Annotated in this window: 23 protein-coding genes and 1 tRNA gene; 22 read left to right on the top strand and 2 right to left on the bottom strand. The window is 56.9% G+C overall.

The genetic code is table 11. From position 1 onward, the window contains the following. Positions 1–68: 68 nt before the first annotated feature. Positions 69–602 (bottom strand): YcxB family protein, encoded by a 534-nt coding sequence (locus tag QZL71_RS03890; RefSeq protein ID WP_294647860.1) that lies wholly within the window; start codon positions 600–602, stop codon positions 69–71. A 137-nt stretch (positions 603–739) separates the two neighbouring features. On the opposite strand from QZL71_RS03890, the gene QZL71_RS03895 reads away from it, so the two are divergent. From QZL71_RS03895 to QZL71_RS03995, 21 genes are all read left to right on the top strand, one after another. Next, positions 740–2,263, top strand: a complete 1,524-nt coding sequence (locus QZL71_RS03895; RefSeq protein ID WP_242959329.1) for a sensor histidine kinase — start codon at positions 740–742, stop codon at positions 2,261–2,263. Beyond that, on the top strand, positions 2,260–3,069 hold the full coding sequence (locus QZL71_RS03900) for a response regulator transcription factor (RefSeq protein ID WP_005937194.1): 810 nt from the start codon (positions 2,260–2,262) through the stop codon (positions 3,067–3,069). The genes QZL71_RS03895 and QZL71_RS03900 overlap by 4 nt, the downstream gene beginning before the upstream one ends. Then, the gene (locus QZL71_RS03905; protein ID WP_294647861.1) at positions 3,066–4,076 is read left to right on the top strand and encodes a TRAP transporter substrate-binding protein; all 1,011 of its coding nucleotides are present in this window, start codon (positions 3,066–3,068) and stop codon (positions 4,074–4,076) included. Before QZL71_RS03900 ends, QZL71_RS03905 begins: the two co-directional genes overlap by 4 nt. Positions 4,077–4,423: 347 nt before the next feature. Next, the gene (locus QZL71_RS03910; protein ID WP_097774910.1) at positions 4,424–5,515 is read left to right on the top strand and encodes a TRAP transporter substrate-binding protein; all 1,092 of its coding nucleotides are present in this window, start codon (positions 4,424–4,426) and stop codon (positions 5,513–5,515) included. Between the two features lie 99 nt (positions 5,516–5,614). Beyond that, entirely contained in the window at positions 5,615–6,136 is a 522-nt protein-coding gene (locus QZL71_RS03915; RefSeq protein ID WP_097774911.1) for a TRAP transporter small permease, read from the top strand. 1 nt (position 6,137) lies between these two features. Beyond that, positions 6,138–7,478, top strand: a complete 1,341-nt coding sequence (locus tag QZL71_RS03920) for a TRAP transporter large permease (RefSeq protein WP_005937207.1) — start codon at positions 6,138–6,140, stop codon at positions 7,476–7,478. A gap of 140 nt (positions 7,479–7,618) precedes the next feature. Then, on the top strand, positions 7,619–7,840 hold the full coding sequence (locus QZL71_RS03925; RefSeq protein ID WP_120079670.1) for a hypothetical protein: 222 nt from the start codon (positions 7,619–7,621) through the stop codon (positions 7,838–7,840). After that, on the top strand, positions 7,837–8,085 hold the full coding sequence (locus QZL71_RS03930) for a type II toxin-antitoxin system RelE family toxin (protein WP_120079614.1): 249 nt from the start codon (positions 7,837–7,839) through the stop codon (positions 8,083–8,085). Before QZL71_RS03925 ends, QZL71_RS03930 begins: the two co-directional genes overlap by 4 nt. Positions 8,086–8,279: 194 nt before the next feature. Continuing rightward, positions 8,280–8,480 (top strand): 50S ribosomal protein L31, encoded by a 201-nt coding sequence (rpmE, locus tag QZL71_RS03935; protein ID WP_005937210.1) that lies wholly within the window; start codon positions 8,280–8,282, stop codon positions 8,478–8,480. A gap of 189 nt (positions 8,481–8,669) precedes the next feature. Further along, complete coding sequence (locus QZL71_RS03940) at positions 8,670–9,644, top strand: ABC transporter ATP-binding protein (RefSeq protein WP_097774912.1); 975 nt, start codon at positions 8,670–8,672, stop codon at positions 9,642–9,644. Further along, complete coding sequence (locus QZL71_RS03945) at positions 9,641–10,513, top strand: ABC transporter permease (protein WP_097774913.1); 873 nt, start codon at positions 9,641–9,643, stop codon at positions 10,511–10,513. The genes QZL71_RS03940 and QZL71_RS03945 overlap by 4 nt, the downstream gene beginning before the upstream one ends. Positions 10,514–10,528: 15 nt before the next feature. Next, a complete protein-coding gene (locus QZL71_RS03950) occupies positions 10,529–11,959 on the top strand; it encodes a Gldg family protein (RefSeq protein ID WP_294647863.1) in 1,431 nt (476 codons plus the stop codon). Positions 11,960–11,971: 12 nt separating this feature from the next. After that, positions 11,972–12,967 carry a DUF4340 domain-containing protein gene (locus QZL71_RS03955; RefSeq protein WP_294647864.1) on the top strand — a complete coding sequence of 332 codons (996 nt, stop codon included), beginning with the start codon at positions 11,972–11,974 and terminating at the stop codon, positions 12,965–12,967. A 280-nt stretch (positions 12,968–13,247) separates the two neighbouring features. After that, positions 13,248–14,294, top strand: a complete 1,047-nt coding sequence (gene potA, locus QZL71_RS03960) for a spermidine/putrescine ABC transporter ATP-binding protein (protein WP_097774916.1) — start codon at positions 13,248–13,250, stop codon at positions 14,292–14,294. Between the two features lie 9 nt (positions 14,295–14,303). Next, complete coding sequence (locus QZL71_RS03965) at positions 14,304–15,119, top strand: ABC transporter permease (protein WP_044953212.1); 816 nt, start codon at positions 14,304–14,306, stop codon at positions 15,117–15,119. Beyond that, on the top strand, positions 15,119–15,964 hold the full coding sequence (locus tag QZL71_RS03970) for an ABC transporter permease (RefSeq protein WP_005937234.1): 846 nt from the start codon (positions 15,119–15,121) through the stop codon (positions 15,962–15,964). Before QZL71_RS03965 ends, QZL71_RS03970 begins: the two co-directional genes overlap by 1 nt. Then, complete coding sequence (locus tag QZL71_RS03975; RefSeq protein ID WP_154258844.1) at positions 15,964–17,196, top strand: ABC transporter substrate-binding protein; 1,233 nt, start codon at positions 15,964–15,966, stop codon at positions 17,194–17,196. Before QZL71_RS03970 ends, QZL71_RS03975 begins: the two co-directional genes overlap by 1 nt. A gap of 62 nt (positions 17,197–17,258) precedes the next feature. Next, positions 17,259–17,996, top strand: coding sequence for an acyl-[acyl-carrier-protein] thioesterase (locus QZL71_RS03980; protein ID WP_097781859.1), 738 nt, complete (start codon positions 17,259–17,261; stop codon positions 17,994–17,996). Between the two features lie 177 nt (positions 17,997–18,173). Then, positions 18,174–18,461 (top strand): hypothetical protein, encoded by a 288-nt coding sequence (locus QZL71_RS03985; protein WP_294647866.1) that lies wholly within the window; start codon positions 18,174–18,176, stop codon positions 18,459–18,461. 546 nt (positions 18,462–19,007) lie between these two features. Continuing rightward, the gene (locus QZL71_RS03990; RefSeq protein ID WP_120019819.1) at positions 19,008–20,522 is read left to right on the top strand and encodes an IMP dehydrogenase; all 1,515 of its coding nucleotides are present in this window, start codon (positions 19,008–19,010) and stop codon (positions 20,520–20,522) included. A gap of 224 nt (positions 20,523–20,746) precedes the next feature. Further along, the gene (locus QZL71_RS03995; RefSeq protein ID WP_005937257.1) at positions 20,747–22,264 is read left to right on the top strand and encodes a nicotinate phosphoribosyltransferase; all 1,518 of its coding nucleotides are present in this window, start codon (positions 20,747–20,749) and stop codon (positions 22,262–22,264) included. Positions 22,265–22,314: 50 nt separating this feature from the next. On the opposite strand, the gene QZL71_RS04000 is transcribed toward QZL71_RS03995, so the two are convergent. Beyond that, positions 22,315–22,398: transfer RNA gene (locus QZL71_RS04000), tRNA-Leu, on the bottom strand. Between the two features lie 274 nt (positions 22,399–22,672). Between QZL71_RS04000 and QZL71_RS04005 the strand changes: the two genes are divergently transcribed. Beyond that, the gene (locus tag QZL71_RS04005; RefSeq protein WP_097781857.1) at positions 22,673–24,949 is read left to right on the top strand and encodes a hydratase; all 2,277 of its coding nucleotides are present in this window, start codon (positions 22,673–22,675) and stop codon (positions 24,947–24,949) included. Positions 24,950–24,972: the final 23 nt, after the last annotated feature.

Consider the following 24,972-nt stretch of genomic DNA (forward strand, 5'->3'; position numbering starts at 1 on the left):
TTATAAAAGAAAAGAACTGCTGAACGAAATGTCAGCAGTTCTTTTTTGCATGTGCATATTTTTTGGGATTAACCTTTTCTGCAGTCGTGCAGCTTTTCTTTGGGCAGGATGCCGGCCAAAAACTTCCACACCACTTCCATGCGGTCGTTCAGTAAGTAAGCTTTCTCTTTTTCTACGTAGAGGTACACCGCATTGTCCGTGCGGTAGGCGCAGTAAAAGCTGTCCCATGTGTGGCGGCTGGTGGGTTCGGGCTTGTCCTGCTGGCCGTACATCCACACAGCAATGCCGGTGTCGGCCAGTTCCACACGGTAGAAGGCACGCGGCAGGTGCATCTGTTTGATCTGCCGGGAAACGCTGCGGAAGAACGAGTAAAAGTAGCTCACCGGCAGGCCGATGCCCACAATGGCAAGCACAGCAGCCAGCAGCCCGGCACCCGGGCGCTTGCCCAGCTGCGAAAGGCAGACGGCGGCAAAAGCCAGCATGATGGCGGCAAAAACAGCGGGACGCAGCCATGCTTTGCGGTGATGGAATGCATCGAACACGGCAAAATCGCGGAAGCCCTGCTCACCCATGGTGGTGGAAACGGAGATGGTCTGGGACATAAAGTCGCCTCCTTTGTATTTACAGGCATCGTACCACAATTGCGCGGTTTAGGCAAGAGAAAAACATGCAAACCTTGCCAATCCGGCCCAAAGCGTGGTACAATAAATCGTTACCAAACGAAAGGAGGCGGCAGGCTTTGCAGCACCGCAAGCGGCAGATCACCCTCAAGCAGCGCATGGGCTTGTGTCTGGCAGCATTTTTTGCGGCCTTTGCCATGCAGCTCACGCTCAATGGCTACCAGTCCAGAGCAGTGCAGGCAGTACAGGACGCGCAGATGGGCTGCTTCAACGCCATCAGCCGCTTTCAGGGCGGTGTGGAAAGCTCTATCTCCGTGCTGGAGAACTACCGCTGGGAGAACAGCGAGCCGGAGGAGATCATTGACCGGCTGCAGTCGGCATCTTCCACCTGCAACGCATGGCTCTGGCGCATCGGTACCAGCCTGAACAGTCTGGAAAGCGTCAGCGATGAGCAGCGGGTGCTCTACAGCGCAGTGGATACGGTCTATCAGACCTACACCGGCCTGCTGGATGAGCTGGAAAACGACCTGCTCAGCGGCAACGATGCCGCAGCTTCCCAGCTGTATTATGCAAAGGTGGTGCCCTGCGGCGATTACCTGAGCCAGTACACCCTGCAATTGCTGGAAACCGCCATTCAGGATTCCCAGACCACCTACACCACCATCTCGGCCCTGAACGAGCGCATCACCATGCTGCAGACGGTGGTGGTGGCGCTGTGCGTGGCGCTGGGCTGCGTTACCGGTTTGATGGTCATGCGTCTGCTCACGCCGGTGCAGCAGATGATCGCTGCCTCCCGCGCCATTGGCAAAAGTGAGTTCGACACCCCGGACATCCCGCTGCCCAAGCAGCCGGAGATCGCTCAGCTGGCCGAGTCCTTCAACATCATGAAGCACTCCATGGCCCAGCAGGTGACCACCCTGCAGGAGAAAAACGAGATCGAGCGGGAGCTGCACCGCCAGAAGACCGAAGCACTGGAGCTGCAGAACCGCATGGAGCGCAGCCGGCTGCAGCAGCTGCGCAGCCAGATCGACCCGCACTTTCTGTTCAACACCCTGAATGTGATCCAGCAGACCGCCGGTACCGAGACGGCCTACCGTACGCAGGCGCTCATCATGGCGCTTTCGCACCTGCTGCGCTACAGCCTGATGAGCAACGATGAACAGGTGCCGCTCTCCCGTGAGGTGCGCATCGTGGATGAATATTACTCCATCTACCATGTCCGCTTTGGTGAGCGGGTGCGTATGGAGTGGCGCATTTCCGATTCGCTGGATCTTACCGAGACCATGGTGCCGTCCTTTATTTTACAGCCCATTGTGGAAAATGCCTTCAAGCACGGCATCTGCCCCAAAGAGGAGGGCGGTGTGGTGCGCATCCGCGTGAACCCTCTGCGGGAGAAGGGACTGCTGTGCATCCGCGTGGTGGATAACGGCGTGGGCATCCAGCTGGATCAATTACGACAGCTGCGCGGGGCGCTCAGCCAGCCCGGTGAGCGCTGGGAGCATATCGGCATTTATAATGTTGCGGCCCGCCTGCGTCTGCTGGATCGGAACAGCCGCTTTGTGATACGGTCCCATCCGGGACGCGGTACGGCGGTGGTGCTGTATCTGCCATTGGTGGAGAATGAGGAGGAGTTTGAGGAATGATTCGTCTGTTGATCGCGGATGATGAAGCACTGGAACGGGAAACGCTGGCGGACATCGTGGCCCGCCGCTTTGAGCACGAAGTGACCATCGAGACTGCCGAGAACGGCCGCAAGGCAGCGGATACGGCGGTGCTGTGGGGCGCAGACCTGATCCTGATGGACATTGAGATGCCCGGTATGAACGGTCTGGATGCAGCCCGCGCCGTGCTGGAACAGCGCCCGGAGTGCAAGGTGATCTTTGTTACAGCCTACAGTCTGTTCCAGTACGCCCACGAGGCCATGCATCTGGGTGCCTGCGATTATCTGCTCAAGCCGGTGAACCCGGACGAAGTGGAAGCTTCCATCCGCAAGGCCATCCGTCAGATCGAGGCGGGCCGCCGCCTTGCGGAGCTGGCTCCGGTGGAACCGGAGCCGGAAGCTGACCCGGAGAGCGATGCCGCCGAAGCAGGGGAGAACGACCGCAATGCACTGGTCATGGCCCATGTGCGCAAGTATATGGAGGATAACTATATGTTCGACCTCTCGCTGGACAGTGTGAGCGAGATCCTGCATATCAGCCCGGCGTATCTCTCGGCACAGTTCAAGAAGTACCAGAAGATGAACTTTCTGGACTGCCTGACCGAACTGCGGATCAACGCTGCCAAGGAGCTGCTCACCGACCCGTTCCGTTCGGCAGCAGAGGTAGCTTCCATGGTGGGCTACGAGGATTCCAGTTATTTTGCCCGCACCTTTAAAAAACGCACCGGCATGACCCCCACCCAGTACCGCAGGGAAGCGGCCAAGGCTGCACGGGAGGCCCGCCTGTGACCCGCCGTCAGATGCTCACCGCCCTGTTCGGCGCAGCCGTGCTGGCACTGCCGGTGGCGGGCTGCGGCCATCAGCCGGTGCAGGACGAGCCGGGGGCGGAGCTGATCCTGCGCTATGCGGAGAACCAGCCGGAGGATTATCCTACTACGCAGGCAGCGCTGGCCTTTGCAGACCTTGTAGCCCAGCGCACCGATGGCCGCGTGAAAGTGCTGGTGTACAGCGGGGGAGAGCTGGGCGCGGAGCAGAGCGTGATCCAGCAGATGCAGTTCGGCGGCATTGACTTCTCCCGTGTGTCCCTCAGCCAGCTGGCAGAGTACGAGCCGGCGCTGAGCGTTTTGCAGCTGCCGTATCTTTACACCGATGCCGACCAGATGTGGCGGGTGCTGGATGGGACCATCGGCGACGAGTTCCTCTCCACGCTGGAGTCGCTGGAGCTGACCGGCCTTTCCTGGTTCGATGCCGGTGTGCGCAGCATCTACACCCGGCAGAAGGTGACAGGCCTTGCAGATCTGCAGGGCCTGACCATCCGCGTGCAGGAATCGGACATGATGAGCGAAATGATCACCGACCTCGGCGCAAAGCCGGTAAAGGTAGTGTATAGCAAGGTGTATGCCGCCCTGCACAACGGTGAGATCGATGGCGCAGAGAACAACTGGCCCAGCTACGAAGCCATGGGTCACTACGAGGTGGCACCTTACTTTTTAAAGGATGAGCACACCCGCGTGCCGGAGGTGCAGCTTGCAAGCCCTGCTGTGATGGAAAAACTGGCCGCACTGGACGAGCGCTACCCGGAGATCATTCGCCTGTGTGCCCGGGAGAGCGCCAAGGTGGAGCGCAGGCTCTGGGCGCAGCAGGAGGCGGAATCGGAAAGTGATCTGCGTGCAGCAGGCATTGAGGTGACAGAGCTGGACGAAGAAGAAAAGGCAAGGTTCCGTGCTGCTGTGCAGCCGATGTATGATCGGTTTGCCCAGCAGGGCGAATTGATCGCCCGCATCCGGCAGGCATAAGCCCCACAGCAAAGCCCGGAAAAGATGGGCAAAGAAATCAGGAAAACAGAATAAAGAACCGGCAAAGCGCTGTGTGCTCTGAACCCCAAAGGGAAGGGCATCCAGCGCTTTGCTTCTATCTGGAATACAGAAATGTATCCATCTGTTAGGCGAAGGTGCACAAACAAAAAGCAAAGCACTTGGCATTTTTCACAAAAGAAATTCTGACATTTTTTCAAAAAACAGGACATTTTTTGAAAGCCCTTGTTTCGTTTAAAAAAATTTGCTAAAGTGTGTACAGTAAATGAACGGCATGCGGGTCCTGTGCAGACCGTGCTGTTCGGGAGATTTAAGGAGGACGATTTATTATGAAAAAGATCACTCGTCGCAGCTTTCTGGCAGCAGCCGGTGTTTCCGCCGCTGCTCTGGCTCTGACCGCATGTGGTGGCTCCAGCAATTCTGCTGCTGCTTCCACCTCTACCGCAGCTTCTTCCACCGCAGCTTCTGCTGCTGGTGATGCTACTGCTGCTGCAAACGATCCCAAGGTGACTCTGGTCTACGCCGAGGTCAACCCGCTGGATACCATCGTTGGTCAGACCGCTACCCACTTCAAGGAGAAGGTCGAGGAGCTGACCGGCGGTTCCGTCGTCATCGACGTGCAGGCTTCCGGCGTTCTGGGTTCTGAGAACGACGTTCTGGACGCAATCCTGGGCGGTTCTACCTCCATCGATATGAGCCGTATCTCCGCTTTTGCACTGACCAGCTACGGTTGCAACAAGTCCAAGTTGCTGTCCATCCCCTTCACCTTCGAGAACCGCGCACACTTCTGGAACTTCGCCAACAGCGATCTGGCACCTGAGTTCCTGAACGAGCCTCAGGAGCTGGGCCTGCCCGTTCGTGGTGTCTTCTACGGCGAAGAGGGCTTCCGTCACTTCTTCACGGTCAACCCGGTCTCCGGCATCGATGATTTCAAGGGCCTGAAGCTGCGCGTGTCCAACGACCCCGTTATGAACGGCATGGTCGAGGGTCTGGGCGCTAACCCCACCGTCGTTTCCTTCGGTGAGCTGTACAGCGCACTGCAGACCGGCGTTGTGGATGGTGCTGAGCAGCCCATCGCAAACTACAAGTCCAATGCATTCCCCGAGGTTGCCAACAACCTGATCCTGGACGGCCACACTCTGGGCGCTATTCAGGCTGTTATCACCGATAACGCATGGAGCAAGCTGACCGAGAACCAGCAGGCTGCCATCATGGAGGCCGGTGCTGATACGCAGGCCTTCAATGCAGACCTGTCCGAGACCGCTGAGAACAAGGTTCTGGATGAGCTGAAGAGCTCCGGCTGCAATGTCGTGGATGTTCCCGATAAGGCACCTTGGCAGGAAGCTTGCCAGAAGGTCATCAGCGAGAACACCTCCGATCAGGCTGAGCTGTATCAGCAGCTGCTGGACATGAAGGCATAATTGAAAAAGCCTTTCCTGTTCTGAGATAGTACATAGCCCGGCGGGGGACTACGGGATACGCCCGCAGACCTGCCGGGCTTTTTATATGGAGGAATTCATATGCCGAAAATCTTTACCACTTTGGATAAGATCAAGCCGGCGTACGACATCACCTACAAAGTGGTCCTGTTTATCTGCAAGCTGCTGCTGATCGCAGATATCCTCATCACTACCATGTCGGTCATTGGTCGTTACGTCTCGTTCATCCCGGACCCGGCATGGTCGGAAGAGGTTGTGCTGACCTGTATGAGCTACATGGCCGTGCTGAGTGCTGCTCTGGCCATCCGCCGCGGTGCCCATATCCGCATGACTGCGTTTGACGTGTATCTGCCCAAAATCGCCGTCAAGGTGCTGGATATTCTGGCCGATCTTGCCGTGTGCATTCTGGGTGTCATCATGATGGTGGTCGGCTGGAACTATGCCACCACTCTGGGCGGCCGCGGCTTCTACGTGTCCATGCCCTGGCTGAGCCGCTTCTGGATGTACTTCCCGGTGCCGCTGGCCGGTGTTGCCATGATCATCTTCGAGATCGAGGCACTGTACAACCACATCAAGAGCATTTTTGTAAAGGAGGAAGTGTAATATGACAGTTCAGACACTGGCAATCATTGTCCTTCTTGTCAGCTTCTTTGTAATGATCTTCCTGCGTTTCCCCATTGCATACGCCGTTGGTCTTTCCAGCGTGCTGTGCATGATGGTGCAGGGTCAGGCACTGACCGATGTCTGCCGTCTGATGGTCAAGGGCATCTCTTCCTTCAGCCTGATGGCCGTGCCGTTCTTCATCACCATGGGCGTACTCATGGGCTCCGGCGGCATTTCTGAAAAGCTGATCGCTCTGGCTGATGCCTGCGTGGGCTGGATGCGCGGCGGCATGGCAATGGTCAACATCGTTGCTTCCTACTTCTTCGGCGGTATTTCCGGTTCTGCATCTGCAGATACCGCTTCCATCGGCTCCATCATGATCCCCATGATGGTCGATCAGGGCTACGATGCCGACTTCTCCACTGCTGTTACCATCACCTCCTCCTGCGAGGGTCTGCTGGTTCCTCCGAGCCACAACATGGTCATTTATGCCACCACTGCCGGCGGCATCTCGGTCGGCAGCCTGTTCCTGGCAGGTTATCTGCCCGGTGCTCTGCTGGCCATCGTCCTGATGATCGGTTCCTACATCATCTCGGTCAAGGAGAATTACCCCAAGGGCTCTCCGTTCAGCATCAAGGGCTTCGTTAAGCAGCTGGGCACTTCCATCTGGGCACTGGCCGCTGTTATTATCGTTGTGTTCGGCGTTGTTGGCGGTGTGTTCACCGCTACCGAGTCTGCAGCTATTGCAGTTATCTACTCTCTGTTCGTGTCGGTGTTCGTCTACAAGGGTCTGGACTGGAAGGGTGTCTGGCATGCACTGGATGAGTGCGTGAACACTCTGTCCATCGTGCTGATCCTGATCGCCACCTCTGCAGTCTTCGGCAACTGCCTGACCATGCTGCATGTGCCGGATCTGGCTGCAAATGCCATCACCAGCGTCACCGATAACCCCTACATCATCGCTCTGCTGATCGACCTGATCATCTTGGTTCTGGGCTGCATCATGGATATGGCTCCCATCATCCTGATCGCTACTCCCATCCTGCTGCCCATCGCAACCTCCATCGGCATCGATCCCATCCAGTTCGGTATCATCGTGGTTCTGAACTGCGGCATTGGCCTGCTGACTCCTCCTGTCGGCGCTGTGCTGTTCATCGGCTCTGCCGTTGCAAAGCGCCCGATGGAAAAGGTCGTCAAGGCGACTCTGCCGTTCTACCTGTGCATGTTCGTTGCACTGCTGCTGCTGACCTTCATCCCCGACATCAGCCTGGCGATCCCCAAGCTGCTGGGCGGCTACGTCAGCCCCATCACCAACCCGCTGGGTCCTGTGTTCATCCACTGATGGCCTGACGGCGTAAGGTAAAACCGTTAAAGTCCTCTGCATGAAAGTGCAGGGGACTTTTTTTGACGCTGTGCAAAAAGATTTTGTTTGACAAAAGAAATCAAAACCCGTATAATGGAGCCAGAATGGAGGCGTATACCATGAGCACAAGAGAGCAGATGGAACTTCTGGCGGATAAGCTGCCGGAATATAAACTGGCTTATGTTGTGGCCTATATGCAGGGCCTTTTGATGGCGGATGCTGATGAAGCAGCAGATGATGCATATTGTGCGAAGCTTCTGGAGGATTATCAGAACGACCCTGAAAAGGGCCAGTTTGTAAGCTTTGAGGATGCCTGCAAAGAACTGGGGGTCTCACTGTGAAGTGGAACATCCAGATCGATAAAATTGCACTGAAGTTTATTGCAAAACAGCCTGCTCCGCAGCGTATGCGGATCATGGCCGCAATTGCGAAACTTCCGGAAGATGGGGACATCAAACCAATGGCAGGGCAGGCAGGATATTACCGCCTGCGCGTGGGAACCTACCGGATCGTTTACATGGTGAAGGAAGAAATCGTCACGGTCTGTGTAACAAAAGCCGGAAACCGGGGAGATATTTATAAATAAGTAAAAAACCGTCAGTTGGAAGATGGATTGAAAAACTTTATTTTCCCTCTTGCATTCTGTCGGAATCGTGCTATAATAGTAAGGCAATCGTTTCCAAGGCCGCTCGACGGGGTAGCCGATATTGAAGGTTGTGATGGGCACATACATTTATAATATGGCCCCAATAAGTCAGAACCAGAAATGAGGTGAAAAGAATGAAACAGGGTATCCATCCGAACTACGTTGACTGCACCATCACCTGCGCATGCGGCAACGTCATTAAGACTCGTTCCACCAAGCCTGAGATCCACGTCGAAGTTTGCTCCAAGTGCCATCCTTTCTACACTGGCAAGCAGAAGCTGGTTGACTCCGGCGGACGTGTTGAGCGCTTCAACAAGCGTTTCGGCCGTAAGTAATTATGGTTTTCTGAGCACCGTTTCCTTTGGGAGACGGTGCTTTTTTGCTGCCTTTTTGGCATATGAAAGGGCGGCCTTAATCATTCTTAAGAATTCTTTTTGCATCCCACCACAGGATTGTCTTATTTTTTACACATTTTCGGTCTAAAATATACCAGCATTGAACTAGATGAAAAAGGAGCGTTTGCTGTGATCGAAGTATCGCATCTGAGCAAAAAGTATGGCACGCACCCTGCCATTGAAGATTTGTCCTTTACGGTGGGCGACGGCCAGATCTTCGGCCTGCTCGGCCCCAACGGCGCGGGCAAGTCCACGATCATGAATATCCTCACCGGCTACCTTGCCCCCACCTCCGGTGAAGTGAAGGTGGCGGGCTTCAGCCTGCCGGAGCAGGCCCAGCAGGCCAAGGCCTGTGTGGGCTATCTGCCCGAGCAGCCGCCGCTCTACCCGGAAATGACGGTGCAGGAATATCTGGATTTTGCTGCAGAGCTGAAAGGCATCAAAAAGAAGGCCGACCGCAAAGAACAGGTGTGCAAAGCTGCCCGCCGCACCGGGCTGGAAGAGGTGCTGCCCCGGCTCATCCGCAGTTTGTCCAAGGGCTACCGCCAGCGCGTGGGCATTGCGCAGGCACTGCTGGGCGCGCCGCAGCTCATCATTCTGGACGAGCCTACCGTGGGCCTTGACCCTGCACAGGTCATCGAGATCCGCAGACTGATCCGGGAGCTGGGGAAAAGCCACACGGTCATCCTGTCCAGCCACATCCTCAGCGAGGTGCAGGCAGTGTGCAGTCAGGTACTGATCCTTTCCAAGGGGCATCTGGTGGCGGTGGGTGCGCCGGAACAGCTGGCCGAAAAACTGAACCCCGGCAGCCGTCTGCGCGCTACCGCTCTGGGCGGGGGGAAGACCGTGCTGAAAGCAGTCGGCTCCATTCCGGGCATCCGCAAGGTGGAGATCGAATCCGAGGCCGACGGACAGGTGACCTTTACCGCAGAAAGTGCCGATGCTTCTGACCGCCGCGCCGAGGTGTCCCGCGCCCTTTCGCAGGCCGGATGCACGGTGCTGGCGCTGGCAGCGGAAAACAGGACGCTGGAGGAAGTGTTCCTTGCACTGACCGAAAACGAGTCTGAAACACCATCGGATGAAGGGGAGGAGAAAACGGAATGACCGCCATTTTCAAACGCGAAGTCCGCAGCAGCTTTCATGGCATGATCGGCTACGTGCTCACCGCCTTTATGCTGGCGGCAACGGCCATCTATTTTGTTGCCCTGAATCTGGGCTACGGCCTGACGGATTTTGGCTATTACACGCTTTACCGCACCACGTTTGTGCTGCTTTTGTATATCCCGGTGCTCACCATGCGCTCCTTTGCAGAGGAACGCCGCACCCGCACCGATCAGCTGCTGCTTACCAGCCCGGTGTCTGTGTGGGAGATCGTGCTGGGCAAATTCTTTGCCCTGTGCGTCATCTTTGCACTGCCGTGCCTTGCCGATGCGGTCATGATCCTTGTACTGGCCGCACTGGGTGCCACCGGCACGGCCACGCTGGCAAACTTGGCCGCTCTGCTGTGCTATTATCTCATGGGCTGCGCCGCCATTGCCATTGGCGTGTTTCTTTCCAGCCTGACCGAGAATCAAATCATTGCTGCGGTGGCAGGTGTTGCCGCACTGCTGCTGGCCTACATGATGCCCAACCTGCGCAGCATGTTCACCGCAGGCAGCGCAGTGGCGCTGGCCCTGTTCACCGCCATTGCGGCAGTGCTCAGTGTGGTGGCAGGCCTGCGTACCCGCAGCTTTACGCTGGGCTGCCTGACCTTTGCGGGCTGCTGTGTGGTGCTGACGGCACTGTTCCTGCTGCAGAGCAGCTGGCTGACCGAAGCGTTCAGCGCGGTGCTCAGCGGGCTGTGCCTGTTCACGCCGTTTGAAGAGTTTGTCAACAACAGCTTTTCCATCCCGACGCTGGTGTACTACCTGACCGTGACCATGCTGTTTTTGTTCTTCACGGCGCAGGGGCTGGAAAAGCGCCGCTGGAACTGAGGGGAGGGGAACAACATGAAAAATTTCAAATTTTCTTCCTCCGCAAACGGCAAGGTGTTCCGCAATGGGCTGTACTCCACGGCCATTCTGGCAGCAGCCATCGTGTTGGCCGTGCTGATCAATCTGCTGGTGGGGGCCATCCCGAAAAAATACACCGAGTTCGACCTCTCTGCCGCCAAAATGTACACGCTGGGCGACAGCTCCAGGCAGCTGATGCAGAGCCTGGATCAGGACGTGACCGTTTATTATCTCTGTGAGACCGGCAGCGAGGATGCCATTATCACCAAGCTGCTGGATCACTACGCCGACGAGAGCGGTCACTTCCACTGGGAGCAGAAGGACCCGGCGCTTTACCCGACCTTTGCAGCGCAGTACGGCGCAGAGAATGCATCCACCGGCAGTCTGATCGTGGTCAGCGGTGAGAACAGCGAAGTGCTGAACGCCGCCGAACTTTACGAGTACGATTACTCCGATTACTACACCACTGGCGCTGCCAACGTGACCTTTGGCGGCGAAAAGCAGATCAGCTCTGCCATCTACAAGCTGACTGCCGCAGCAGAAAGTCATGCCTACTACACCACCAACCACGGCGAGCAGGCGCTTACCTCCTCGCTGACCGAGGCGCTCAAGGCGCAGAATATCGATGCCCAGCCGCTGGATCTGCTCACCGGCACCATTCCGGAGGACTGTGATCTGCTCATCATCAGCGACCCCGCTTCGGATTTTGCAGCTGACGGCCTTGTGGATGAGATCGCGCAGCTGCAGGCCTATCTGGAAAACGGCGGCAAGGTGCTGCTGACCACCAGCGGCTATACCGAAACGCCCAATCTGGATGCAGTGATGGCACAGTTCGGCCTTGCACGTGAGCCGGGCCTTGTGGTGGAGGGCGATGCGGGCCACGCGCTGTACGGCTACCCGTACTCGCTGTTCCCGGACTATGCGGCCGCCGACGAAAGCACCGCGCTGGACGGCGTGAATCAGAGCACCCATGTGATGCTCTCGGTGGCACAGGGCATCACCATTACCGAGACAGACGATGTGACGGCGGAACCGCTGCTGTATACCACCGAGGATGCCTACAGCAAGCAGGACTTTGATGCCAGCTCTTCTTCCGCAAAGGAAGCCGGCGATACCGACGGCCCGTTCTCGCTGGCCGTATGGGCGCGCAATGAATCCACCGGTGCCGAGGTGATCTGGATCGGCTGCCCCAACATGGACAACGAGCAGGTGTACCAGTCCATCCCGGGCAACCTGACCTTCCTGCAGGGCTGTGCCGCTTCGCTGGTAGGGCAGAGCCTGCTCATCGACACCAAAGCACTGGAAGCTGCACCCATCACGGTCCCGGCTTCCGCATCCATGACGCTGGGCATGGTGTTCGTATTCGTGCTGCCCGCAGCAGTGCTCATTGCAGGTGCTGTGGAGGTGCTGCTGCGCCGCCGCAGGTAAGGGGGCACTGCCATGAAAACAAAACAGCGCACCCTTGCGGTGCTTCTGGTGCTGGTGCTTGTGCTGGGCGGGCTGCTGTGGTTTGTCAGCCGCAGCAATGCCGCAGAAGAAGCTGCTTCCAGCGCCGCCGCAGAGGGCAGCATCCTGCTTTCTTCTTTTGCGGCAGGCAATGTGACCAGCATCCGGTATGCCTATGGCGGCGAAACGCTTACCCTAAATTACGATTCCGGCAGCTGGACGCTGGCGGATGACCCGGACTATCATCTGGATGCATCTGCCTGCAATACCATGGTCACGGCGCTGGCATCCCTGAACGCCAAACGTCAGCTCACGGCTCAGCCTGGCGAGGACTACGGCCTTGCCGATCCGGCTGTTACGGTCACGGTGACGGCGGCAGGCGAGACGAACACCTTTGCCTTTGGCACCGAGAACCCGGTCACAGGAGATCTGTACGTGCAGAAGGCAGGGGACGATGCCATGTACACCGTTTCTGGCAACAAGGCGGCCTGCTTTGAGCTGACCAAAGCGGACCTTTTTGGCGCGTTCAACCCGGCGGGACTGACAGCCTCCGCGCTGGAAAGTGTTTCCATTACGACGGGCAGCGGCACCCTTGCACTGAATGCAGTCTCTGAGCCTGCGGAAGCGGAGAGCGATTCGGAGGACGCTTCCTCGGAAAGTGCGGCCGATTCCACCACCTATCAGACCGTGTGGCGGCTGGCCGATGAACCCTCTGCCGATCTGGACGACAGCAAGGTGAAGAGCATCCTCTCCGCTCTGGCAGGCTATGTGACCGCACAAATCACGGATGCCGACCCTTCGGCCTATGGCTTTGATGCACCGCTTGCAACGGTGCGGGCCGCCTCTGCCGATAGGACCGTGACCCTCCACTACGCCGAAAATGCAGACGGCTGCTGGATGATGGTGGAGGGGGACAGTTCCGTCTATGCGGTTGACCTTGACACTGCGCAGGCCCTTCTGATAACGGCCGCTGCCTTAAAAGCGGAATAAAAACCTTTGTGCGCCGTATGCGGAAAGCCCGCTGCGGCGCATGTTTTTTTGTTGCGGCGTGTAAAGCTTCGGCAAACATTGGCAGAGTGATTGACATTTCAGCAAAGATTGATTAAGATAGACGAGACAGGGCAGAATAACTGCGCAATATAAGAGCCTGCTTTTGCAGGTTCTCCGGTCGTCATGGATGTTGTGCGGGGCTGGGTCGCCCTGGTACGAGGGATGGGGCATGGCCCTGTCTTTTTTCGTATCTGAGTTACAAGGAGGATAAAGTAAAAAAATGGACAACTCGGTGATCGTTTCACTGCGGGATATCGTAGTGGAATTTGACGGTCAGCGCATTCTGGATGGGCTGAACCTCGACATCCATGACAAAGAGTTCGTAACGCTGCTGGGCCCTTCCGGCTGCGGCAAAACCACCACCCTGCGTCTGATCGCAGGTTTTCTGGAGCCCAATTCCGGCAAAGTGCTGCTGAAAGGTGAGGACATTACCGGCGTGCCGCCCTATAAGCGCCCGGTGAACACCGTTTTTCAGAAATACGCACTGTTCCCGCACCTGAACGTGTTCGAGAACGTGGCCTTCGGTCTGAGGCTCAAAAAGATGGACGAAGAGACCATCCGCCGCAAGGTGCGCAACATGCTGGAAGTTGTTGGCCTGAAAGGCTTCGAGCGCCGCAGCATCAGCCAGATGTCCGGCGGCCAGCAGCAGCGCGTGGCCATCGCACGCAGTCTGGTGAACGAGCCGGAGATCCTTCTGCTGGACGAACCCCTTGGCGCACTGGACCTCAAGCTGCGCAAGGAGATGCAGCTGGAGCTGAAGCGCCTGCAGCGCGAAATGAACATTACCTTTATTTATGTTACCCACGATCAGGAGGAAGCCCTTACCATGTCCGATACCGTCGTGGTCATGAACGGCGGCAAGGTGCAGCAGATCGGCACGCCGGAGGATATTTACAATGAGCCGAAGAATGCCTTTGTTGCAGACTTCATTGGCGATTCCAACATCGTGGACGGCGTGATGCACCGGGATTTTCTGGTGTCCTTCTCCGGCGTGGACTTCCCCTGTGTGGACCGCGGCTTTGCCCGCGAGCAGAGCGTGCAGGTAGTGGTGCGCCCCGAGGATATCGAGGTGGTCTCTCCTGTGGAAGGCCAGCTTGTCGGCGTTGTGAACGATGTCATCTTCAAGGGGGTCCACTTTGAGATGCATGTGGAGTGCGAGGGCCGCGAATGGCTGATCCATTCCACCCGCGCCTGCACCCCCGGTGAGACCATTGGTATGCGCATCGGCCCCAACGAGATCCACATTATGGCGCGTTCAGAGGGGTGAGCCGCAATGATGAAGATTTACGATAAAAAGCTGGCCTATCCGTACTTTGTATGGATGACGCTGTTCACAGTGGTGCCTTTGATCATCGTGGTGTACTATGCATTTACGGATGCAAACGGAGCTTTCACGCTGGATAACCTCACCTCCATCAGCGGCTACGGCTCGGTGTTTGCCCGCAGCCTGCTGCTGGCCCTCATTGCCACGGTCATTTGTCTGGTCATTGCGTTCCCGGTGGGCTATTTCCTTTCCCGCCTGCGGGTGAACAAGCAGCACATCATGCTCATGCTGGTCATGCTGCCCATGTGGATGAACTTCCTGCTGCGCACCTACGCATGGATGGGCCTGCTCAGCATCAACGGCCCGGTGAACGCCGTTCTGGGCGTGTTCGGCCTTGGCCCCTTCAATATGCTCAACACCTCCGGCGCGGTGGTGCTGGGCATGGTGTATAACTATGTGCCCTATATGATCCTGCCGCTGTACACCAGCATGACCAAGATCGACCAGAGCCTGGTGGAAGCTGCGCAGGATCTGGGCGCTTCCACCACCAAGACCCTTCTCCGGGTGCTCATCCCCATGAGCGTGCCCGGCATCAGCACCGGCATCACCATGGTGTTCGTCCCGGCGGTGTCCACCTTTGTTATCAGCCGTATGCTGGGCGGCGGCTCCAACCTGCTCATTGGCGATCTGATCGAGATGCAGTTTCTGGGCAACAGCTACAATCTGAACGTGGGTTCTGCCATGAGCCTTGTGCTGATGATCATTGTGCTGCTGTGCATGAGCTTCACCTCCAGCTTTGATGAAGATGAAATGGAGGGCGTGTCCTGATGAAAACGAAACATCTGCGCCTGATGCAGCGCGTCTATATCGTGCTGTTTTTCTGCTTCATGTACCTGCCCATTGCATACATGATCGTATTCAGCTTCAACCAGTCCAAGGGCTATTCGCTCTTCACCGGCTTTACCCTCAAGTGGTACTCCAGCCTGCTGCACAACTCCTCCATCCTGCATGCGCTGCTGGTCTCGCTGGAAGTGGCTCTGATCTCTGCGGTCATTGCCACTGTGTTGGGTACAGCGGCAAGTCTGGGCATTGCGTCCATGGGCCGCGGGAGCCGCCTTGTCGTCACCAACATCACCTATATCCCGGTGGTCAACCCGGAGATCATCACCGGCATCTCGCTCATGCTGCTGTTTGTGGCCTACCAGCGCTTTGCCGGGGGTGTCTCCTGGCTGCCGGATACCATCATGGGCTTCCCGACGCTGCTCATTGCGCATATCGCGTTCAATGTGCCGTATGTCATCTTCAACGTCACGCCCAAGCTCAAGCAATTGGATATCAAGCTGTATGAGGCAGCGCTCGATCTTGGCTGCGACCCCAAGCAGGCCTTCTTCAAGGTCATCCTGCCGGAGATCAGCCCGGCCATCCTGTCGGCATTCCTCATCTGCCTGACCTATTCCATCGACGACTTCATGATCTCCTATTTCAACTGCGGCACGGTGGAAACGCTGCCCATCGCCATCTACTCCATGACCCGTAAAAAGGTCAGCCCGGAGATCTATGCGCTGTCCACCATCATGTTCGTGGTCATTCTGTGCATCATTCTGATCTCCAACGCAATGGAGAGCCGCAGCTACCGCCGCGACCAGAAGGCGCTGAGAGGGGAGGGCGTGTGATGAAACGTTTTGCTGTGCTGCTGCTGGCGCTGGCAATGACGGTCTGCTGTGCAATGCCCGCCTTTGCCGCCGGCACCATCGAAGTCACCGAGGATGTCTCGGTGTCGGACGATTACGACTGGACCCGCTTCAAGGGCCAGAACGTGGCCATCAATGTCTATAACTGGGGCGAGTACATCTCCAACGGCTCGGACGACAGCGTGGACGTGGTGGCGGCCTTTGAAAAGCTCACCGGCATCAAGGTGAACTACACCACCTTCGACTCCAACGAGTCCATGTACGCAAAGCTCAAGTCCGGCGCTGCCAACTACGATGTGGTCATTCCGTCGGATTACATGGTGGCAAAAATGATCGCCGAGGGGATGCTCAAGCCTCTGAACTACGACAATATCCCGAACTTCAAAAAGATCAATCAGGAATACGTGGATCCGGATTACGATCCGCAGAATGCCTACACCGTGCCCTATATGCTCTGCACCACCGGCATCATTTATAACACCACCATGGTGGACAAAGCGCCCACCAGCTGGGCCGACCTGTGGGACGAGCAGTACGCAGGCAATATCCTGATGTTCAACAACAGCCGCGATGCCTACGCCATTGCTGCTTTTAAGAGCGGCCACGATATCAACCCGCAGTCCACCGAAGAGGTGGATGAGGTGGTGGAAGAGCTGAAGGCTCAGAAACCGCTGGTGCAGGCCTACGTCATGGACGAGATCTTTGATAAGATGATCGGCGGCGAGGCAGCCGTCGGTGTGTACTACTCCGGCGATGCCATCACCATGATCGACGATAATCCCGACCTTGCATGGGTGTTCCCGGAGGAAGGCAGCGTGCTTTCCGTGGACTGCATGACCATTCCTGCTGCCAGTGAACATCAGGAAGCTGCGGAAATGTTCATCAACTTCATGTGTGAGACGGACATCGGCAAGGCAAACGCCGAGTACATCGGCTACACCACCCCCATGCAGGATGTGTGGGAGGTGCTGGACGAGGATCTGAAGGAGAGCGAGATCGCTTATCCGTCCGAAGAGAAAGCCGCCAAGGAAAAGGTGTTCACTGCCCTGAGCGACGATGTGAACAGCGAGCTGGACGTGAAGTGGAGCGAAATGAAGAGCTACGACGAGGGTGGCAGCAGTCTGCTGTTCCTTGCGCTGCTGGCAGCCATGGTAGCGCTGGCCTGCTTCAACATCTGGCGCAAGGTCCGCAGGCGCAACCGCAATCAGTATTAAACGCAAAGGAGGCTGCTGCACAGAACAACGTGCAGTGGTCTCTTTTTATAGAAAGGAAAACCATGGAACAGTTCTTTTACACCGAGACTATGACAGTCATGAACGCAGATGCTGACTTCCGCAGCCTGCTCAAGCCCAGCGCCCTGCTGCGCTATGTGGAGCAGATTTCGACAGACCACGCCCGCGCCTTTGGTATGGATGACCAGTTCTTCAAAGATCGCGGTGTGACCTTTCTGGTGGGCAAGCAGGCCCTGAAATTTGACCGCGTGCCCCAGCGTGCCGAAACGCTGACCCTTACCTCCCGGGCGCAGGTCAGCAAACATGGTTCCGTCAAACGCATCACCACCCTGACCGATGCCGAGGGCAAAGAGGTGGCTATGGTGGACTGCCGCTGGATCGTGGCAAGCCTTGCCGAGGGCCGTATCCTGCGGGAGCCGGGCTGGACGGTGGAGAATTTCTGGAACGATACGGTGGAGGGCGAGCTGCCTTTGCAGCTGCACAAGTGCAAGGATGGTCTGACCAGCGCAGGGGAGTGGACGGCGCATTATTCCCAGTGCGATCTGAACGGCCATTTGAACAACGCATTCTATCTGGACCTTGTCTGCGATGCGCTGCCGCTGGAAGTGATGCGCAAAGGCCCCGTGACCTTTGCTTCTATCAACTACCACCGCGAGATCCCGATGGGAGAAACGGCAGAGGTGTTTTATGCCCCTTCGGCGGATGGCTGGTATGTGGTCGGAAAGCACAACGGCCAGACCAGCTTTGAGTGCTATCTGGAGGTGGGAAAGACAAACGTGTAAATCGTTGATTTTTCAAGAGAACCGCTGCGCCGCTTTTAGCTGAAAATAAGCGAGCAATGCAAAAAAGCGTCACCCGTGCAGAAAAAACAGCGCATTTTGAGAATTGCATCCTCTGAGGAACAGGGAGTACTCTTTTATTAGAAGGATTTTCTGATTGTCCAAAGGAGGATAAAACAAATGAAAAAACATCTCCGAGTCCTTGCGGCCATTCTGGTACTGTGCTTCAGTCTGCTGTGCCCGACGGCGTCTGCCGCCAGGGTACAAACTGCGGCCTGCAAGCCGTCCACTGCAGCCGTTCAGACCATTTCTGCCGGCAAAAAGACGGAGCAGATGGTCTGGGTCCCAACGCACGGCGGCAAAAAATATCACAGCAAGTCTACCTGCAGCAATATGAAAGACCCGGAAAAGGTTACATTGTCGAAAGCAAAAGCGGAAGGCTTCACTGCTTGCAAAAAGTGCTATTAAGAAAATAAAGAATGATCTGCAAGGCCCTTGCCGGAAATTTTCTGGCAGGGGTTTTATATGTGTCTACAAAAAGTTAACAAAAGAAATTACAGAAAAATTACAAAACCCTATTGCAAAATGGTTTCAAAAGAGTTACAATATGGTTACAGCAAGGGCACAAGCCCTGCTGAGTGTGAAATCTTTTTCTTCTTGTTTTTTGGGATATCGGGCACAGGTTCTCCTCCTCCGGCTGTTCTCCTTCACAGTCGTGATCCATGTGCCGCACAGGCGGTATCCCGCTTCGTGTGCAAAAAAGCTCGTCCGTTCTGGACGAGCTTTTTTGCATCCATAAATCACGCAAAAACCGGCTTCTCATGCGGGAAAGTATGACCTTACGCCATTTTGGTGGGCAATTTGCCTGTTTTTCTGCAAAGGACATTTACAAAGTTTGGCGCGGCGGGGGTTTGTATTCCGGCTGGCTTTGTGGTACAGTATATACAATCAATTTATAGGTTGCAAACATGAATCCGATTGATGTTGATGCGTTAAGAGAAAAGGAGTTTGAACATGGCTTATTTCTATAAAGAACCTTCCCGCACTTTCGGTGAATATCTGCTGATCCCCGGCTATTCCTCTGCAGAGAATATCCCCACGGCTGTCAGCCTCAAGACCCCGCTGGTCAAGTACCGCAAGGGCGAGGAGGAGTGCCCCCTGCAGATGAATATTCCCATGATCAGCGCTATCATGCAGGCGGTCTCTGGCGATAAGCTGGCCATTGCACTGGCCCGTCAGGGCGGCGTGTCCTTCATCTACGGCTCTCAGAGCATTGAGAACGAGGCTGCCATGGTGCGCCGTGTCAAGAGCTTCAAGGCCGGTTATGTCGTGTCCGATTCCAACCTGGCCCCCACTGCCACTCTGCACGATGTGCTGGAGCTGAAGGCACGCACCGGCCACTCCACCATTGCCATCACTGCCGATGGCACTCCGAGCGGCAAGCTGCTGGGCATTGTTGCATCTCGTGACTACCGCATCAACCACACCCCGGATGATGCCTCTGTCACCACCTTCATGACTCCCATTGAAAAGCTGGTCACTGCACCGGAGAACACCTCCCTGCACGATTGCAACAACATCATCTGGGATAACAAGATCAACACCCTGCCTCTGGTGGATGCCGAGGGCAACCTGAAGTATATGGTGTTCCGTAAGGACTACGATTCCCACAAGAAGAACGCCAACGAACTGCTGGATAAGAACAAGAGCTATGTGGTGGGTGCTGGCATCAACACCCGCGATTACGCTGAGCGCGTGCCCGCACTGGTGGATGCCGGTGTGGATGTGCTGTGCATCGACTCTTCCGAGGGTTACTCCGAGTGGCAGAGCCGCACCATCGGCTGGATCCGTGAGCACTACGGCGATACCGTCAAGGTGGGCGCAGGCAACGTTGTGGATGCCGAGGGCTTCCGCTTCCTGGCCGAGGCTGGTGCAGACTTCGTGAAGATCGGCATTGGCGGCGGTTCTATCTGCATCACCCGCGAGACCAAGGGCATTGGCCGTGGTCAGGCTACCGCTGTCATCGAGGTGGCAAAGGCCCGCGATGAGTACTATAAGGAGACCGGCATCTACGTGCCCATCTGCTCCGACGGCGGCATCGTCCACGATTACCACATCACGCTGGCACTGGCCATGGGTGCGGATTTTGTGATGCTGGGCCGCTACTTTGCCCGCTTTGACGAAAGCCCCACGAATAAGGTGCGCATCAACGGCCAGTATATGAAGGAGTACTGGGGCGAAGGCTCCAACCGTGCCCGCAACTGGCAGCGCTACGATCTGGGCGGTTCCAGCAAGCTGAGCTTTGAGGAAGGCGTGGACAGCTACGTGCCCTATGCCGGCCCTCTGGCTGACGGTGTGCAGACCACTCTGTACAAGGTCAAGAGCACCATGTGCAACTGCGGTGCTCTGTCCATCCCGGAGCTGCAGCAGAAAGCAAAGCTGACCGTGGTTTCCTCTACCTCCATCGTTGAGGGCGGCAGCCACGACGTTGTGCTGAAGAATGCTACCCCCAATATCATCAACGGTTAACACGTTTGTTCTGAAAGCCGCCCGTGCTGTTTGTGTATGGGCGGCTTTTTCTTACCGGAAATTGACCGGGATTTTCCAAAAATGCTTGCACCGCTCTGCGTTTGGTGATATCATGATAGAAACGCACTGTCAAGACAGGCAGGTGCGCAAACCTTCCCACAGGTCAGAACGGCAGGGGACGGCAAGGAGCCTTTGCCGGGTGTAAAGAAGAGAGGATACTATTCATGGACGAAATCAAGGTTGTGCCTTATATTCCAGATGAGGACTACGACAACCCCGCAATGGTCGTGGATTTTTATGAATTTACAATGGCAAACTGCCTGTTCCTGCACGGATTCAAGGACACCACGCTGGTGTTTGATATGTTCTTCCGCAAGAACCCGGATGCTCAGGGCTACTCCATCAGCGCCGGCCAGCGCAAGCTGACCCGCTTCCTGCTGAACTACCACTTCAATGCACAGGATATCTGGTGGCTGCGCACCAAGGGCATGAGTGAGGAATTCTGCGAGTATCTGCGCACCTATCAGTGGAAGGGCGACATGTACGCTCTGCCCGAGGGCACGGTGGCATACCCGCATGTGCAGATGGTGCGCATCGAGTGCGACCTCGTGGGCGCAATTCTGATCGAGACCTACCTGCTGCAGACCATGAACTTCCACAGTTTGATCGCCACCAAGGCTACCCGCGTCACCGGCCTGAACACCCACACGCCCCGCAGCGTGATGGAATTCGGCACCCGCCGTGCGCAGGGCGAAAGCGCCGGCAACGATGGTGCATATGCTGCTGTTCTGGGCGGCTGCGTGGGCACTGCCAACTGCTTGGCCGAGATGAAGTTCGGCGCGGAGGTCAAGGCTGTGGGCACCGTAGCGCACAGCTTCATCGAGTTCTTCCCCACGGAGTTTGATGCCTTCAAGGCCTTTGCCGATACCTACCCGGATTCGGTCAGTCTGCTGCTGGACACCTATAATATCATGGAGAGCGGTCTGCCCAACCTCATTAAACTGGACGATTACCTCATCGAAAAATACCCCAACGACCCGAACCGCCGCGTCAAGAGCGCCCGTATCGACTCCGGCGACCTGGCCCGCGGCTCCAAGCGCCTGCGCAAGGCACTGGATGCGGCCGGTAAGCCTTACATCAAGCTGGTGGCTTCCAATGGTCTGGACGAAAAGAAGATCGCCAACATGGAGCTGTATGAGCACGCTCATTTTGACTCCTACGGCGTGGGCGAAAACCTGATCACCTCTGCTTCCGACCCCGTGTTCGGCGGTGTGTACAAGCTGGTGGCGGTCAAGCAGCCGGACGGCAGCTACACTCCCAAGATGAAGTGCTCGGATTCCGCCAGCAAGGCCATCATTCCGGGCAAGAAGATGCCGTGGCGCCTCTACGATGAAAATGGTCAGGCCCAGTGTGACCTGATCGCCATGGATGATGAAGTCATCGAGGCGGGCAAGCCCGTCACGATGGTCAATCTGGACTCCGATGCCATCGAGCGCACCGTCACCATTACCCCCACCAAGGTCAAAAAGCTGCTGGTGCCGCATGTGCTGAATGGTCAGCTGGCCATTGAGCTGCCTTCGATCGCAGAGAAGAAGGCCTACATTGCAAAGCAGCTCACCGAGGAGACCTGGGAGAGCGAGCTGCGTCTGGAGTGCCCGCATAAGCATTATGTGAACATGACCCCGGCTGTGGCCGAGTGCCGTTCCAAGATGTATGCAGAGCTGCACGGCGGCAAGGTGTAAAATAAGCAAAATAAAAAGCCCCTCAAGCGTAAGCTTGGGGGGTCTTTTTATGCCGCCGACGGGGGTCGAACCCGTACTCTGTCTCCAGAAAGGGATTTTAAGTCCCTCGTGTCTGCCAATTTCACCACAGCGGCATACAACGCTAATAATAATACAATAGAATGGCTTCTTTGTCAAGAAAAAGCACAGAGCCCGTCTCTTCATCCTCCATTCACGATTCATTTGTAAAAAGTGCTTTTTCTTTCCGTGGTTTCATGGTATAATAACCTTCAGATACGGTTTTCCGGGCCGTAGCCGCATGCTTTGGCAGCGCGGCAGAAGAGGGCAGAGCGGGCAGCGTACCGCTCTGCTGGGGCAGTGCCCGCAAGATAGGGCGGGCGGGAAATACAAAAAGAGAGGCGAATCGAGATGTTGGATATGATCAAGTGCAGCACCGGCGGCGCATACTATGCCCGCGGTGAATGGGTGCCTGCAGACGGCGAAGCAAGCGCCGCACTGGCAGCAAAGGGCTTTGATGCCGCAGCCATCGAGAACGCAAAGACCGGCACCATGGCCTACAGCATTCTGCAGGCCCACAACACCAGCGGCGATGCCGAAAACCTGAAGATCAAGTTCGATGCCATGGCCAGCCATGACATCACCTTTGTGGGCATCATCCAGACGGCCCGTGCGTCCGGTCTGGAGAAATTCCCCATTCCGTATGTGCTCACCAACTGCCACAACAGCCTTTGCGCCGTGGGCGGCACCATCAATGAGGACGACCACCGCTTCGGCCTGTCCGCCGCCAAAAAATACGGCGGCATTTTTGTGCCCCCGCATCTGGCGGTCATCCACCAGTACATGCGCGAAAAGTTTGCGGGCTGCGGCAAGATGATCCTTGGCTCGGACTCCCACACCCGCTACGGTGCTCTGGGCACCATGGCCATTGGTGAGGGCGGCGGCGAGCTGGCAAAGCAGCTGCTGGGCCGCACCTACGATGTGGCCCGTCCGGGTGTTGTTGCAATTTATCTCACCGGCTCTCTGCCTGCAGGCTGCGGCCCGCACGATGTGGCCATTGCGCTGGTGGGCAAGCTGTTCAAGAGCGGCTATGTCAAAAACAAGGTGATGGAGTTTGTCGGCCCCGGCGTTGCGTCCCTGCGTCAGGATACCCGCAACGCCATCGATGCCATGACCACCGAGACCACCTGCCTGTCCTCCATCTGGGAAACCGACGAAACGACGCAGAAATTCCTTGCGGTGCATGGCCGTGCCGCCGACTATAAGAAGCTGGCTCCGGCCGACCTTGCTTATTACGACGGTGTGGTAGAGGTAGACCTTTCTGCCATCCGCCCCATGATCGCACTGCCCATGCATCCCTCCAATGCATTTACCATTGAAGAGCTGAACGCAAACCTTGAGGATATTCTCCATGCCTGCGAGCAGGATGTGCAGAAGCTGATCGGCCGCAAGGATGTCAGCCTTGACCTGTGCAGCAAGATCGAGAACGGTAAACTGCGTGTGGATCAGGGCGTGATCGCAGGCTGCGCAGGCGGTCTGTACGACAGCATTTATGAAGCTGCCTCCATCCTCAAGGGCCACACCGGCGGCTGCGGTGACTACGCCCTGAGCGTGTATCCCGGCAGCCAGCCCATCATGATGGAACTGGTGCGCACCGGAGTCATCCACGACCTGATGGCCAGCGGTGCCACCGTCCGCACTGCGTTCTGCGGCCCCTGCTTCGGCGCAGGCGACGTGCCAGCCAACGGCGCGCTGTCTATCCGCCATACCACCCGCAACTTCCCCAGCCGCGAAGGCTCCAAGCCCGGCAACGGCCAGCTTTCCGGTGTGGCACTGATGGATGCCCGCAGCATTGCGGCCACCACGGCCAACGGCGGCATTCTGACCCCGGCTACCGATATCGACTATGATCCCACCGTGCCGGAGTATCAGTACGATCCTTCCAGCTACGATACCCGCGTGTATCAGGGCTTTGGCAAGGGCGATTACGATGCCCTGCTCAAGCTTGGCCCCAACATCAAGGACTGGCCCGAAATTGCACCGCTGGGCGATAACCTGCTGCTGAAGGTGGCATCTTACATCACCGACCCTGTCACCACCACCGACGAGCTGATCCCCTCCGGTGAGACTTCGTCTTACCGTTCCAATCCTCTGGGCTTGGCCGAGTTCACCCTCAGCCGCAAGGACCCGGAGTATGTGGGCCGTGCCAAGGCCGTGCAGGCCGAAGAAAAGGCCCGCCGTGCAGGCGAGGGCAGTGCCGAGGTGCTGGCCCAGCTGCACAAGGTGCCCGGTTGCGAAAACCTGACTTGGAACGATGTGCAGATCGCATCCACCATCTTTGCCGTCAAGCCCGGCGATGGCTCTGCCCGTGAGCAGGCGGCCAGCTGCCAGCGTGTGCTGGGGGCCGGTGCCAACATCGTTACCGAGTACGCCACCAAGCGCTACCGCTCCAACCTCATCAACTGGGGTATGCTGCCGCTGCAGCTGGTGGGCGCAACGCCGTTCGGTCTGGGCGACTATGTCTTTATCCCGAATGTCCGCGAGGCCCTCAAGGGCGACCTGCAGGACATCAAAGCCTATGTGCTGGGCGACACCGCAAAGGAGTTCAGCCTGTACATGGCCCCGCTGACCGCCGACGAGCGCAAGATCCTGGCCGACGGCTGCCTGATCAATTTCTATAAGCACTGATATGATATAAGGCTTCCTCTTTG

Source organism: uncultured Faecalibacterium sp., from assembly GCF_900066275.1.
In the GTDB taxonomy this organism is placed as follows: domain Bacteria; phylum Bacillota; class Clostridia; order Oscillospirales; family Ruminococcaceae; genus Faecalibacterium; species Faecalibacterium taiwanense.